15 protein-coding genes are annotated in these 13,543 nt (G+C 67.8%); 4 read left to right on the top strand and 11 right to left on the bottom strand.

Features of this window, described 5'->3' with window-relative positions; translation table 11 throughout:
* Nucleotides 1-40: 40 nt before the first annotated feature.
* The 6 genes from OU998_RS03310 to OU998_RS03285 form a co-directional block, all read right to left on the bottom strand.
* Nucleotides 41-1,666 (bottom strand): AAA family ATPase, encoded by a 1,626-nt coding sequence (locus OU998_RS03310; protein ID WP_267515426.1) that lies wholly within the window; start codon nt 1,664-1,666, stop codon nt 41-43.
* 3 nt (nt 1,667-1,669) lie between these two features.
* Nucleotides 1,670-2,329, bottom strand: a complete 660-nt coding sequence (locus OU998_RS03305; protein ID WP_267515425.1) for a CpaD family pilus assembly protein — start codon at nt 2,327-2,329, stop codon at nt 1,670-1,672.
* An 8-nt stretch (nt 2,330-2,337) separates the two neighbouring features.
* The gene (locus OU998_RS03300; protein WP_267515424.1) at nt 2,338-3,750 is read right to left on the bottom strand and encodes a type II and III secretion system protein family protein; all 1,413 of its coding nucleotides are present in this window, start codon (nt 3,748-3,750) and stop codon (nt 2,338-2,340) included.
* Between the two features lie 11 nt (nt 3,751-3,761).
* Nucleotides 3,762-4,682 (bottom strand): Flp pilus assembly protein CpaB, encoded by a 921-nt coding sequence (gene cpaB / locus OU998_RS03295; protein WP_267515423.1) that lies wholly within the window; start codon nt 4,680-4,682, stop codon nt 3,762-3,764.
* Nucleotides 4,683-4,814: 132 nt separating this feature from the next.
* Nucleotides 4,815-5,324, bottom strand: coding sequence for an A24 family peptidase (locus tag OU998_RS03290; protein WP_267515422.1), 510 nt, complete (start codon nt 5,322-5,324; stop codon nt 4,815-4,817).
* Nucleotides 5,325-5,443: 119 nt separating this feature from the next.
* Nucleotides 5,444-5,629, bottom strand: coding sequence for a Flp family type IVb pilin (locus tag OU998_RS03285; protein WP_267515421.1), 186 nt, complete (start codon nt 5,627-5,629; stop codon nt 5,444-5,446).
* A 237-nt stretch (nt 5,630-5,866) separates the two neighbouring features.
* Between OU998_RS03285 and OU998_RS03280 the strand changes: the two genes are divergently transcribed.
* Genes OU998_RS03280 through OU998_RS03270 form a run of 3 tightly spaced genes read left to right on the top strand, consistent with a single transcriptional unit; the run spans nt 5,867 to nt 7,373 of the window.
* Nucleotides 5,867-6,271: a pilus assembly protein N-terminal domain-containing protein gene (locus tag OU998_RS03280; protein WP_267515420.1), complete on the top strand. Its 405-nt coding sequence runs from the start codon at nt 5,867-5,869 to the stop codon at nt 6,269-6,271.
* Nucleotides 6,272-6,280: 9 nt separating this feature from the next.
* A complete protein-coding gene (locus tag OU998_RS03275; protein WP_267515419.1) occupies nt 6,281-6,823 on the top strand; it encodes a TadE/TadG family type IV pilus assembly protein in 543 nt (180 codons plus the stop codon).
* Nucleotides 6,816-7,373, top strand: coding sequence for a TadE/TadG family type IV pilus assembly protein (locus OU998_RS03270; RefSeq protein WP_267515418.1), 558 nt, complete (start codon nt 6,816-6,818; stop codon nt 7,371-7,373). Before OU998_RS03275 ends, OU998_RS03270 begins: the two co-directional genes overlap by 8 nt.
* Before the next feature lie 13 nt (nt 7,374-7,386).
* Here OU998_RS03270 and OU998_RS03265 read toward each other — a convergent pair whose 3' ends face one another.
* The 5 genes from OU998_RS03265 to OU998_RS03245 form a co-directional block, all read right to left on the bottom strand.
* Nucleotides 7,387-8,688 (bottom strand): anthranilate synthase component I family protein, encoded by a 1,302-nt coding sequence (locus tag OU998_RS03265; protein WP_267515417.1) that lies wholly within the window; start codon nt 8,686-8,688, stop codon nt 7,387-7,389.
* A complete protein-coding gene (locus OU998_RS03260) occupies nt 8,685-9,476 on the bottom strand; it encodes a tyrosine-protein phosphatase (RefSeq protein ID WP_267515416.1) in 792 nt (263 codons plus the stop codon). The genes OU998_RS03265 and OU998_RS03260 overlap by 4 nt, the downstream gene beginning before the upstream one ends.
* 9 nt (nt 9,477-9,485) lie before the next feature.
* Entirely contained in the window at nt 9,486-9,788 is a 303-nt protein-coding gene (locus OU998_RS03255) for a winged helix-turn-helix domain-containing protein (protein ID WP_267515415.1), read from the bottom strand.
* A complete protein-coding gene (locus tag OU998_RS03250) occupies nt 9,788-10,411 on the bottom strand; it encodes a hypothetical protein (protein WP_267515414.1) in 624 nt (207 codons plus the stop codon). Before OU998_RS03250 ends, OU998_RS03255 begins: the two co-directional genes overlap by 1 nt.
* A gap of 280 nt (nt 10,412-10,691) precedes the next feature.
* The gene (locus OU998_RS03245; protein WP_267515413.1) at nt 10,692-12,137 is read right to left on the bottom strand and encodes an AMP nucleosidase; all 1,446 of its coding nucleotides are present in this window, start codon (nt 12,135-12,137) and stop codon (nt 10,692-10,694) included.
* Between the two features lie 128 nt (nt 12,138-12,265).
* Here OU998_RS03245 and OU998_RS03240 point away from each other — a divergent pair, with 128 nt between their 5' ends.
* Nucleotides 12,266-13,525, top strand: coding sequence for a multidrug effflux MFS transporter (locus OU998_RS03240; RefSeq protein WP_267515412.1), 1,260 nt, complete (start codon nt 12,266-12,268; stop codon nt 13,523-13,525).
* Nucleotides 13,526-13,543: the final 18 nt, after the last annotated feature.

Below are 13,543 nucleotides of genomic sequence, written 5' to 3'. Positions count from 1 at the left end.
TCGCGGCGCCGGGCTGACCTGTACGTTTTCCGAACACCCGTCAGCGCTTCTTGAACATGCCGGCGAACAGCGACTTCGACTCGGTCGCGCCGCCCGTCTTGCCCGACTTGGCCCTGGGGCCGGCCAGGGCCGGGATTTCGCGCTGGGAGACGATCTGGGCCAGGGTCTGGAAGGCCTCGGCCGCCTTGGTCTTGGCCCCGGCGTCCAGGATCATCTGGCCGTTGTTGGCGGCCGCGCCGAAGGTCTTGGCGTCGAAGGGGATGATCAGGCTGGGATGGACGCCCAGGGCCGCGCCGAAATCCTTGGCCGGGATCTCGGGACGGGCCGGCACGCCGACCTGGTTCAGCACCAGGCGCGGCGGGGCGTCATTGGGCCGACCCGAGCGGATCAGGTCCATCATGTTCTTGGCGTTGCGCAGCGAGGCCAGGTCGGGGGTGGCCACGATCACCACCTCGTCGGCGCTGATCAGGGTGCGGCGCATCCAGGGCGACCACAGGTGCGGCAGGTCCAGAACCACGAAGGGCGCCGTCGAGCGGATGCGCGTCGTCACCTCTTCGAAGGCCTCGGTCGAGATGTCCCAGTCGGTGTCCAGGGTGGCGGGCGCGGCGAACAGGCTGAGCTTGTCGGTGCAGCGGACCATCATCCGGTCCAGCAGGGTCGAATCCAGGCGGTCCGGCTGACCCAGGGCGTCGGCGACGCCGCTGAGCGGATCCTGGTTGAAGTCCAGGCCGGCGGTGCCGAACGGCAGGTCATAGTCGACGATGACCGTGTTGGCGCCGATCCGTTCCGAGATCGCATAGGCGGTATTGTGCGCCACGGCCGAGGCCCCGGCCCCGCCCCGCGCGCCGACGAAGGCGATGGAGCGGCCGACGAAGGGCTGGGCCGGGTCGTTGAACAGGCCGCCGATGGCCGCGATCAGTTGCAGGGGCTGGAGCGGCCCCACCAGATATTCGCTGACGCCGCGACGCATCAGCTCGCGGAACAGCAGGATGTCGTTGGTCGGGCCGACGACCACCACCTTGGTGCCCGCATCACAGACCTCGGCCAGCTGATCAACTTCCCACAACAGGGTCTGGGGGTCCTTCAGGCATTCGACGATGATCAGCGGCGGCGTCGGCTCATGCTGATAGGCCGCCACGGCGGCCATGATCCCGCCGATGCGAATCTGGGTCGTGGCGCGCGACAGCCGGCGGTCCTGGGCGGCGCGCTCGGCCGCCGCCAGGGTGTCCTGACGTTCGGCGAAGACGTGGATGGCGATGCGCGGCACCGACACTTCGCCGATGTTGGCGGCAGGGGCCAGACCGACGGGAGCCAGGCTTGAAGGCGCCGAACTGGACGGCGCCAGATCGGGAGCAAGATCGGGAGCCGCGAGATCGGAGGCGGCCGGGCCTGACGGAACCGGCGCCGCTTGCGGCGCGGGCGCCAGGTGCGACTGGGCCTGTGCGAGCATGTCGCCGACGGGATTGAAGACGGCCCCGGGCACGGGCGCGGTCAGAGGCGCCACGCCTCCCGCAATCGGAGCGGACGCCGGCGAAGGCGCCGGGGGCGTGAACTGGAGCGGCGAGCGGACAGGCTCGCTCGGAAAGGCCGCGGCCTCCGAGAAATCCATGTCGACGTCATAGGGATCGTCGAAGGGTTCAGGCGGTCGTGATGCAGGGATGGTCATGAACTAGTCGACCGCCTTCGAGATTTCGCCGTCGATCAAGGGCTCTTGCGGGGCCGAGGTCTTCACACCCCCGCGATAGGTGTCGAACACCTTGCCGCGACGGCCCATGTCGGAAGGCGCGAGGTCGGCCGGGGCGACGATGTCACGCGGATTGGCGATCTGGGCGGCCAGATTGGCGGTCACAGCGCAGCCGAAGGCGGAGGACGGCTGGTTGGAGAAGCTCGACCGCATCACGGACTGGGCGGCGGCGCAGTTGGGAATGAACGCCTGAACGGTCTCGAAACCGGCGAGGATCGGCGCTCGCGCCGCAGGCGCCTCATAGGAGACGACACGGAGCCGTTCGGCCGGGACGCCGCGTGCGATCAAGGCGTCGCGTGTGTTCCAGGCGACCTGATGCGCGACCGGATCGTCTCCGGTCGGGGTCTCGATACGGATGATATCGGCGCGCGCCTGGGCGAACCGGACGGCCAGATCCGCCAAGGCCGCCTGCTGTGTGGTCGATAGGCCGTCGGCGTGCACCGCCAGGGCGATGCGATCGACGCCGGGCTCGACTTGCAGCACATAACGGGACGTAGAGGTCAGGGGCGGAGCGCCGGTAGACCCGGTTGCGGCGCAGGCCGACAGCAGGGCCGAGACGGCGGCGACGGCGGCGAATCTGATCATGGGACGGCTCATTCGATCACATAGCCCACGGGGCCGGACCAACCGGGGCCAGTGGCGGCTCCGGTTGCGGTCTGGGGCGTGCCGTAGGTCCGGCTCAGCTGTCCGAACAGCAGCGTCTGGGCGTCATTGGCGATATGCAGACCATCAGCCGGGGTCTGCAATCGGCCCGGCGAGGTCGGCGAGGCCAGATAGGCCTCGATGATGATGACCAGTTCGGTCTCGCCCGACAGATAGTCGCGCGACCGGAACAGGGATCCCAGCACCGGCACATCGCCGAGGGCCGGCAGTTTGTCGACGTTCTGGCGCGTCGACTCGCTCAGCAGGCCGGCGATCATCAGCGAACCGCCGGACGGCAGCTCGACCGTGGTCGAGGCCCGGCGAACGGTCAGGGCCGGAATGACCAGGGTGGAGGAGCCCGCTCCCAGAGTGAAGGCGCCCTCGCTGCTGAGTTCCGAAACCTCGGTGGACAGTTGCAGCGAGATCCGACCTTCAGACTGAACGATGGGGCGAACGGCCAGGCGCACGCCATAGGGTTTGAACTCGACCCCGACCTGCGCCGTGCCGTTGTTGTCGGACAGGCCGACCGGGATCGGGTATTCGCCACCGGCCAAAAACTCGGCGTTCTCGCCATTGACCGAGGTCAGATTGGGTTCGGCCAGGGTGCGCATCAGGCCGGCGCGTTCGAACGCCTTTACAGTGGCCGACAAGCTGTTGCCGTTTCCGCTACTGTCGGAATAGCCGACGCCGCCGCCGCCCAGCAGGCTGCCGTTGACGGCGAAGGTCGAGGTCTGGCTCAGCGACAGGCCGTCGCCGACGGTGTTCAGCACGGCGCTGACGTCCATGCCCAACTGTTTGACCGCAGAACGCTGAACCTCGACGATCCGAGCCTTGACCGTGACCTGGTCGGATCCGGTGACCCCGATCAGATTGATGACCTTCTCGGGCGCGCTGACGAAAGCGCCGGCGACGCGGCGCGCCTGGTCGGCCTGGGACGGGCTGGTGACCGTGCCCGTCAGAATGATGGTGTCGTTGACCGCCTCGGCCTGGATGGAACCGCCCGGGATCAGGCGGGTCAGGGTGTCCTGCAAGGCGCTGGTGCCTGCGTCCACCCGAACCCGCAGGCTGAGGATGGTGCGGCCGGCGGCGTCCAGGAAGACGGCGTCGGTCTCGCCCGGCGCGACGCCGATGACGGTGATGCGGCGCGGCGAGTGCAGCATGGCCTCGGCCACCTGCGGATTGGAGACGATGACGTCGCGCGCGTCGGCGGGCAGGTCGACGGCGAAGGAGGTTCCGCGCGGCAGGTTGATCAGACGCGGCGCCGCGCCGGTCGAGACGGCGGTGCGGCTCTGGGCGACCCCGGCGACGGGGGCCGCGATCAAGCCGGCCAGCAAGACGCTGGCGAGAACGGCGGTCTTGCGCATGATCGTCTTCCTCACGGCGTCACCACTTCGGGCGCGCCGCCGCGGTAGATGCGGACGGTCTGGGGCTGGGACTGGGCCTGGGCCGGAGCAGGACCGCGGCGCAGCGAGCCGGAAGGCCCAGCCGTATCGGCATAGGAGCGCAGCGACAGGGACAGCACGCCCTGGGCCTTGGCCTGGGCCAGGATCTCGGCGTCGCGCGGGCCGACCTCAAGCGTGGCGGTGGCGCCCACCACGGCCTGTTCGTCGTCGCCGGCGCGGGTCGACTGATCGATGGCCAGAACCTTGACGTTGTGCAGAACGGTGCCGGCGATGAACTTGCCGCCGCCGCCCTCGACGCCGCTCTTATCCTCGCCGGTGAAGACCACGTCCACGCGGTCGCCCGGCAGGATGAAGCCGCCGGCGGCCGATTCCACCGTCACGCCGATGGCCATGGCCCGCATGCCGGGCTCCAGATAGGCGGCCAGATAGCCGCTGTCGCCGGCGCGCACGATCTTGCGGCCGACGATGGGCTCTCCGGCCAGAATGGGTTCGCGCACCACCGAGCCGACATAGTCGGCCTTGGCGCCGGGCCCGGCGATCTTGGCGACGGCCTTGGCCGTGCCCTCGACGGCGGCTTCGGTCTTCTCGGCTGAACTCTCGGCCCCCTTCTCTGCGGCCGGCTTGGCGGGCACAGGCGTGGAGCCGTCGGTGATGAAGGCGGGATTGACCTCGTCCAGCGGCCAGTCCTTCCAGGCCAGGTCGCCTTCGGTCAGACGTTTGCCGGGCTCGAGGTCCTTGGCGGCGACCAGCACCTTGGCCATGGGGCGCGCCTCGACGGCGGCGGCGGCGGCCGGGGCAGCCGGAGCGCCATTGCCCATGGCGCGAACCACCAGGGCAAGACCGAGCGCCGACACGGCGGCGATGCAGATAACGACGATACGGGCGGGCTTCATCCAGAAAACTCCGACAGACGCCGCGACGCGGACCGGGTCCATGATGCGCTGCCGTTAACAATCATGAGGCCTGCGGGTTAATGCGTTCCTAAGCTTGACGCGCCCCCGCCTGGCGGGGCCGACGGGCCCAGCTCAGCGTAGAAAGCCGCTCATCAAATCCGCCTCGGGGAAGGCCAGCAGGGCGCCGATGGCGATGGCGACGCCATAGGGAATATGACCCTTGGGCTCCAGCAGGCGGGCGACCCAGCCGGGCGCCGTGGGCGTAAGAAATTGCAGATGCTGGCGCGCCAGGATCAGCAGCAGGCAAAACAGGCCCCCCGCGACGCCGGTCCACAGCAGGAACATGGCCGAGCCGCTCCAACCCAGCCACAGACAGCTGGCGGCGATCAGCTTGGCGTCGCCGCCGCCGATCCAGTTCAGGGCGAACATCCCCATACCGACGACCAGGGCCAGGATCGCCACTCCGACATGGACGCCCATGCCCGTGAGGCCGAGACCCGCCGCCAGGGCGACCGGGAAAAAGAGGACGATCAGGGCCAGAGAGATCCAGTTCGGAATCTTCATCGTCACCAGGTCGTGCAGACCGCCGATGATGACGAGCGCCGGCATCAGGCCCAGGGCCAGGAGGAGGAGAGAATCCATTCCTCGAGCTTACGGGGCCGGACGTTAAGGTCGGGTTTCCCCTGTCCGTAAAGGACAAAGAGAAAGGGCCGGGGCGTCGCCGCCCCGGCCCTTCACGTCTTCAAGACGACGTCGCCCTATTAGGCGGCGGGCGCAGCGGTGCCGCCGAGCTTCTCGCTCACCGAGTCGAAGGTATCGGAAAGGTTGCCGCCGAGGGTGGTCAGGGCGGTGATGATGACGACGGCGATCAGAGCCGCGATCAGGCCGTATTCAATGGCCGTGGCGCCCGACTCGTCTTTAGCGAAACGCGAAATGAACTTGGTCATGGTAGATCCCTTTTAAAAATGTCCAGCGAGCAACTAGGCGGGGGGAGCCGGTAGCCCGCTTGACCCCCAAACGCAGGGACAGAATGGCCAACGCCTATTAAGGGTGAGTCACAAATTGTGGTTACGTTCGGATTCACCAAAGAAAATCGGAATTCTATTGCTTCAGCCTTTGTTGAGGAAGCGGGCGGCAATATGCGCGCGTCCGCGTTCATACGCGCTATCGCACCAGAGTCGCCGATGCCCCGCCTCCTCCCGATCCTGCTCGCCGCCGCCTTTTTCGCCGCGCCCATGACCGCTGTCGCCCAAACCGGTGCGCTCAATGTCGAGATAGATCGCTCGGCCCGGGTCCAGCTCAACGCCCCGGCCTCGTCCGTCATCGTCGGCAATCCGGCGATCGCCGACGTCACCGTGGTGGACGCCAACACCCTGTTCATCCTCGGCAAGGGCTACGGCGTGACCGAGGTCGTCGCCGTCGACAGCCTGGGCCGCACCCTGTTCCAGCGCGAAATCGTCGTCACCGGCGGCTCGACCGGCACAGTGCGCGTCTGGCGCGGCGCCCAGGCGACCGAGATGGCGTGTGGCTCCTCCTGCGCCCCCAGCGTTCGCAAGTCTCAAGGCGCGACGGCCGCCGTCGCGCCCTAGGTCCGCTTGATGATCCGCCGCCCTGTCTTGATCCGGCCACGCCGCACCGACACCCGCAAGGCGCGCGAGGGCGCGGCGGCGGTCGAATTCGCCATGGTGGCCGTACCCTTCTTCGTCCTGCTGTATTCGCTGCTCGAGCTGGGCCTGGTCTTCATAATCGACGCCGTGGCCGAAAACGCCGTGATCGACGCCACCCGTCTGATCCGCACGGGCCAGGCCCAACAGCAGGGCTTTGACGCCGCCAAGTTCAAGACGGCCTTCTGCGCCAACATGAGCGTGTTCGAGAGCGACTGCGCCGCGCGCACCACGGTCGACGTGCGTGTGGTCGCCACCTTCGCCGCAGAGGCCGCAGACGCTGACGCCGACGGCGACGGCGTGCCCGATGAAGACAGTTATGACGGCGGCGACGCCACGGACTTGGTGCGGGTGCGGATCTGGTATCGCCAGCCGATGATCGCCCCGTCCCTGACCCAGGCCGTCACCAGCGGCGGCGCGGGCGAGGTCGTCATCTCGTCCACCACCGCCTTCCGCAACGAGCCCTGGAATGCCTAGGCTCTCGATCCGCAGACTGTTGCGCAGACTGGCCGGCGACGAGCGGGGCGTGTCCGCCGTCGAATTCGCCCTGATCGCCCCGGTGATGATCCTGTTCTACGCCGGGCTGGTGGACCTGTGTCAGGGCTATATGGCGTTGAAGCGGACCAGTCATGTGGCTGCTACGGTCGCCGATCTGGCCTCGCAATCCACCGCCCTGACGGCGACCGACGTCGACAATATCTTCGACGCCGGCCCCGACATCATGGCCCCCTTCAATTCTACGGCGCTGGAACAGAGGATCAGCAGCGTGACCCGCGTGTCGTCCTCCACCTACAAGGTGGACTGGAGCCGGAGTTCGAAATCCACCGGGGCCCTGTCCGGCGATCTGACCGTCGCGGGCGCCAAGGTGCCTGCGGACCTGCTGGCCGACGGTGAATCCGTGATCATCGCCGAGGCGGCCTATACCTATGCGTCGCCCTTCCAGCAGTTCCTGCCGGAGTTCAGGTTCGAGCGCCGCGCCCTGCTGGAGCCGCGGCGGACCGCCGTCATCACCTGCTCGACCTGCTGATTATCCCGACGGATCAGCCGACAAGGGCGCGCCGCAGGGCGGAGATCTTGACCTCGGTCTCGGCCAGTTCCGCCTGGGGGTCGCTGTCGGCCACAATCCCCGCCCCGGCCAGGGTGCGATAGGTCCAGCCGCCGTCGCGTCGCTCGAACGAGGCGGTGCGGATCAGGACCGAGGCGGTCAGGCCGCCGCCATCCTCCAGGATGAACAGCGACCCGCACCAGGCGCCGCGCGGCGGCTCCAGATCGGCGATGACCTTCATGGCCTGATGCTTGGGCGCGCCGGTGATCGAGCCGGGCGGGAAGGTCGCCTCCAGCAGGTCGGCCGGCGTCACCCCCGGCTCGGCCCGACCGACCACGGTCGAGACCAGATGATGGACGGTGGGGTGGCTCTCGATCGCAAACAGCCGCTCGACCGCCACCGAACCGACGCGCGAGGCGCGGGCCAGGTCGTTGCGCATCAGATCGACGATCATCAGGTTTTCGGCCCGGTCCTTGGCGCTGGCCTGAAGCGCGGCGGCCAGGGCCGCGTCCTGAACCGGATCAGCCGAACGGGCGCGCGTGCCCTTGATCGGCCGCGCCTCGATACGCCGGGTCTCGCCGTCGAAGGCCAGGAACAGCTCGGGCGAGTTGGACACCAGGGCCCGATCGCCGATCCGCCAGAAGGCGCCATAGGGCGAGGCCCGCCCCTGTTGCAGCCGCAGGAAGACATCGAACGGATCGGCCTCGGGCTCAAGGGCGCCCCTCCAGGCGCGGGCGATATTGGCCTGAAACAGCTCGCCGGCGGCGATACGGGCGACGACCTCGGCGACGGCGTCGCGATAGGCCTGGTCGTCCGCCTCGGGGGTGAAGTCCTGCGCCGGGGCTTCGGCCGAGACGGGCGGACGGGCGGCGGCCAGCCCGGCGGCGGCGCGGTCGGCGGCGGCGGCGGCCTCGGCCGGGCTGCGGCCTCGACCGATGGCGCGGACACGGCCCTGATGATGATCGAAGCTGAGCAGGGCCGGATAACGGGCCAGGATCAGGTCGGGCCAGACCAGCGGCCGTTCGCCCGTCGCCGGCCGCGCCCCGGCGTCATAGGCGGCCAGACCGACCGTCCCCGCGCCCCAGGCCGGATCGCGCAGAGGGTCGAACAGATCGCCCTCGATCGCGCCCACGTGAACCCGGTCCGGCGCCATCGCCACATGGGACCATCGCCCGCCCGGACCGCCGTCGGACAGCAGGGCCAGAGCCCCGTCCGCCCCGCCGACCCCGGCCGCCACGAACAAAGGATCCGTCCACGGATGATCGCGGACGACGACATGGGGCAAGACGTCGCTCACGCGGACAGCCGCGCCTCGATCCGCGCCCGAAGGGGGGCGTCGACGCCCAGGGCCTGATCCAGATAGGCGTCCAGCGAGCCGTGCCGCGCCTCGACCTCGGCGAAGGCCGCTTCGAGATAGGCGGGCTCGACGCCGAGGAAGGCCACCACCGCATCGTCGGAGGCCATGCGGCCGGTCATCTCGTGCAGGCGCCGCCCGATGGACGGGGCGCGGCCGACCAGATCCACAGCGGTGTTGGTCAGCAGATAATCCTCGACCAGATCATCCCGGTGGACGCCGAGCAGATGATGGGTCAGGGCGGCGAGGAAGCCGGTCCGGTCCTTGCCCGCCGCGCAGTGGATCAGCACAGGCCGGTCCTGATCGCCCCCCATATCCCCCAGAGCCTGGAAATAGCGGCTGAAGACCTCGATGTGAGCGACGTCGAACGGCAGGCTGCGATAGGTCTGTTCCATGAAACGCCGGCCCGAATCCGGCGTCAGGTCCGCAGTCTTCAGAAAGGTGATGTGCGGCGCCTCGGCTCCGTCGTCGATCCCGCCCTCGATCACCAGGGCGTCAAAGCCGTCGTGGCGTCGCGACGGCTGGTCCCGCCGCTCGCCCGGCCGGCGCAGATCGACCACCGCCCCCAGGTCGAACGCCTTCAGCCGCTCCAGATCGGCGTCGCTGGCGCGGGCGTGATGGCCAGAACGCAACAGGCGGCCGGGACGCACGCGTCGCCCGGCCGCCGTGGCGTAGTCGCCATAGTCGCGGAAGTTATCGATGGCCTCGAAGGCGTGGAGACGGTCGCTCATGCCCGTCTTCTAGCGCGCGGGAAGCAGCCCCGCCATGGCGTCCAGATAGGCGACGAAGGCGGCCCGGCCTTCCTCAGTCAGACTGGCCTCAGTCAGGGGCTTGCGGCCGACGAAACTCTTGGTCACGGCGACGAAGCCCGCCTCCTCCAGCTTTCGCAGATGGACCGACAGATTGCCGTCGGTCGTCTGCAACCGGGCCTTCAGCGTGTTGAAATCCGCCGCCTCGGCCCCGGACAGATAGGCCATGACGCCAAGGCGGATCCGTCCATGGATCACGTCGTCGATGCGGCTGATATCGAAGTCGTCCGCCATCAGACGATCTCCGACGGTTCCTGCCGCATCAGGATCAGACCGGGGACAAAGGCGACGGCGAAGATCATCCCGGCGAAGACCAGATACATGGCCATGTCGCCCGCGAACCAACCCATGGCTACCGCCCCGACATAGGACACGACCCCGGTCAGGGTCATCCAGCGCGTGTTCGTCATGGTTCCGGCGATGATCCAGGCCGAGCCATAGGCGACGAAGACCACCGTCGGCATGGCCATCATGGCCGACCAATCGCCACTGTTCAGCCCGCGCGCCATCAGACCCAGCCACGTGGCGAAGATGCCGTAGCCCACCGCCGACCAGGCCGCCCCGACTGCGCGATTACCCGAGGAGTTGAAGCCCGGCTTGCCCTTCATCTGACCCGTCAGAACCGCAAGGGCCACGCCGAAGACCAGGCCCGCCCCGACCCAGAGCCAGACCGGCGCCCAAGGACTGGCGTCGATAACGTCAGTGAGCAGCGCCCACTGCACTATATTGGCCGCGCCGAAAATAACGGCGGCCGTCACCAGGAATGGCCCCGCTAGCAACGGCGCGTGCCGCCCCTCCTGGGCCAGAGCCCGCATATAGGCGATGTCGTCCTGAATGTTTTGCGTGTCGCGCGTCATGGCGTCCTCCTCCTGAAATCCGATGATCACAGGATGCACAGTGCACTTTGATTTGTAAAGTGCTTTCTCAGAAACCAGTTGCCGGCGACTTTTCGACGCCAGCGACGAAACGATCTTCCCCCGCTTGCGGGGGAAGTGTCAGGCCGTGGCGCGAAGCGACACGCCTGACGATGGGGGAGGTCTTGCGTCTGAGTTGGACTTCCCTCTCCGTCGCTGGATCGCTGCGCGATCAACGCGACACCTCTCCCGCAGGCGGGAGAGGGTCTTTCGTGCGACGCCCTTAACGGAACGGCGGCTCGTCGAAGGCGCGGAGTTTGCGGGAGTGGAGTTTCGGCCCCTCGTTGCGCATCAGGTCCACCGCCTGGATGCCGATCTGCAAATGCTCCGAGATCGAGCCTTCGTAGAAGCGGTTGGCCTGGCCCGGCAGTTTGATCTCGCCGTGCAACGGCTTGTCCGAGACGCACAACAGGGTGCCGTAGGGGACGCGGAACCGATAGCCCTGGGCGGCGATGGTGGCGCTTTCCATGTCGATGGCGACGGCGCGGCTCTGGTTGAAACGCAGGGCCGACTTGGAATAGCGCAGCTCCCAGTTCCGGTCGTCGGTGGTGACGACCGTGCCGGTGCGAAGGCGCAGCTTGACCTCGTCACCGGGCATGCCGCTGACCGACTTGGTGGCGTCGTACAGGGCGCGCTGGACCTCGGCGATCGAAGGGATCGGAATGTCCGGCGGCAGGACCGCGTCCAGCACATGGTCGTCGCGCAGATAGGCGTGGGCCAGGACATAGTCGCCGATGGACTGGCTGGCGCGCAGGCCGCCGCAGTGGCCGATCATCAGCCAGACGTGCGGGCGGGTGACGGCCAGGTGGTCGGTGATGGTCTTGGCGTTGGACGGGCCGACGCCGATATTGACCAGGGTCACGCCCTGATGGCCCGGCGCCGTCAGGTGATAGGCCGGCATCTGGTGTTTCTTCCAGGCCGTGTCGCTGATCGCCGCCTCGGGGTTGGGCGTGTCGCGCGTGATGATCACGCCGCCGGCGCAGGACAGGGTCTCATAGGGCGTGCCCGGAGTCTGAAGCTGTTCGATGGCCCAGCGCACGAACTCGTCGACATAGCGATTGTAGTTGGTGAACAGGACATAGGACTGAACATCGTCCACGGGCGTGCCGGTGTAGTGCCGCAGCCGCGCCAGCGAGAAGTCTGTCCTCAGGCCGTCGAAATGAGACAGGGGGAAGTCTCCGCCCATGTCGAACAGGCCGTCGGCGATCTCGTCGCCGATATGGGCCAGGTCCGTTGTCGGGAACCAGCGCGCCAGGGCCGCCGTCATCGACCGGTCCAGCGCGACTTCAAGCCCGTCGGTCACATAGGGAAAGGGGATTTCCTGGCGTGAGATCCCGACCTCGAAGGTCGCCCCATACTCCTCTTCGAGCAGACCCAGCTGTTCGGTCAGATAGGGGCGGAACAGGTCCGGCCGGGTGACGGTGGTGGCGTAGGTTCCCTGTTTCGACAGCCGGGCATAGGCGCGCGGCGCCAGATCCTGGGGACGATCCCCGTCCCAGCGGATACGAAGTTCGGGATAGGCGAACACCCCGTCGGCGCGTTTCAGCGGATCAGGCCGCGCGCCGGTGTTGACGAAATCCCGCACGGCGTCGCGCAGGTTGGTCACGGATTGGGTGTAAAGGGTTTCGAGGCGGTCCAGCGCCGCCTGTGCTGTCATCTGTTCTGTCATGACTTCCTCTAGCGAAGCTTCTTGTCTTTGGCGAGGCGCCCGGCGTTCAAGCTCGGTATCGCTGCGTTGCAGCAATTTGTGACAGGCACATGGTTGCGGTTCGCGCCGCAACGGCGCATCTGGCCCCAATGTCAGCGACCCTCGCCCCAGCGCCCGCCAAGAAAGAGCTCGGTTTCGTCGAGTTCGTCTGCATCATCGCCCTGATGATGGCCCTGAACGCCCTGGCCATCGACTCGATGTTGCCGGCCCTGCCGCAGATCGGCGACGCCCTGGGCGTGGCCAATGAGAACAGCCGTCAGTGGGTGGTGACCGCCTATCTGCTCGGTTTCGGCGGCGCCCAGCTGTTCTACGGCCCCTTGGCGGACCGGTTCGGGCGCAAACCTGTGCTGCTGTTCGGCGTGGGCGTCTATGTGATCTTCAGCCTGCTGGCCACCTTGGCGCCGACCTTCGACATGCTGATCCTGGCCCGGATCGGTCAGGGCCTGGGCAGCGCCTGCACGCGCGTGCTGGCCGTCTCCATCGTGCGCGACCGCTACGAAGGCCGGACCATGGCCCGCGTCATGTCCTTCAGCTTCCTGGTCTTCCTGGGCGTGCCGATCCTGGCGCCCTCCATCGGCCAGCTGATCATGCTGGTCGGGCCGTGGCGGTGGATCTTCGGCGGCCTGGGCCTGATCGGCGTGGCGCTGATCGTCTGGGCGGCCCTGCGCCTGCCCGAGACCCTGAAGCCCGAAGATCGGCTGCCGATCCAGGTGAAGCGTCTGACCTCGGCCTACAAGACCGCCCTGACCGACCGCACCGCCATGGGATACACCCTGGCCATGACGGCCGTCACCGGGGCCATGTTCGGCTTCATCAACTCGTCGCAGCAGATCTTCGCCGACGTCTTCGACGCCGAGGCCGTCTTCCCGGCGGTCTTCGCCCTGATCGCAGGCGGCATCGCCGTGGCCTCCATCGTCAACGCCCGGCTGGTGGTGTCGCTGGGGTCGCGCAAGATCTCGCACACGGCCCTGATCGGCTTCACCGCCATTTCGGCGATCCATGCGGTGGTCGCCCTGAGCGGTCACGAGACGATCTGGACCTTTGCGATCCTTCAGACCCTGACCATGTTCTGTTTTGGCCTGATCGCCGGCAATTTCGGGGCCATGGCCATGGAGACGATGGGCCATATCGCCGGCACGGCCGCCTCGATCCAGGGCTTCGTCTCCACCCTGTTCGGATCACTGCTGGGCTTTGCGGTGGGGCAGCTCTTCAACGGCACCACCGTGCCCATGGTGCTGGGCTTCACCGTCTTCGGCCTGATCGCCCTGGCCCTGGTCCTGTTCGCCGAACGGGGCCGGCTGTTCCGGGCCCAGCACGCGCCGGCGCCGGCGCCAGCACCGGGGCACTGAGGCTTTGACCGGCCGCAG

Origin of the sequence: Brevundimonas sp. SL130, from assembly GCF_026625805.1 — a bacterium.
Classification (GTDB): Bacteria; Pseudomonadota; Alphaproteobacteria; order Caulobacterales; family Caulobacteraceae; genus Brevundimonas.
Note: the sequence above shows the minus strand (reverse complement) of the source record. Positions and strands in the feature narration are given on the sequence as shown.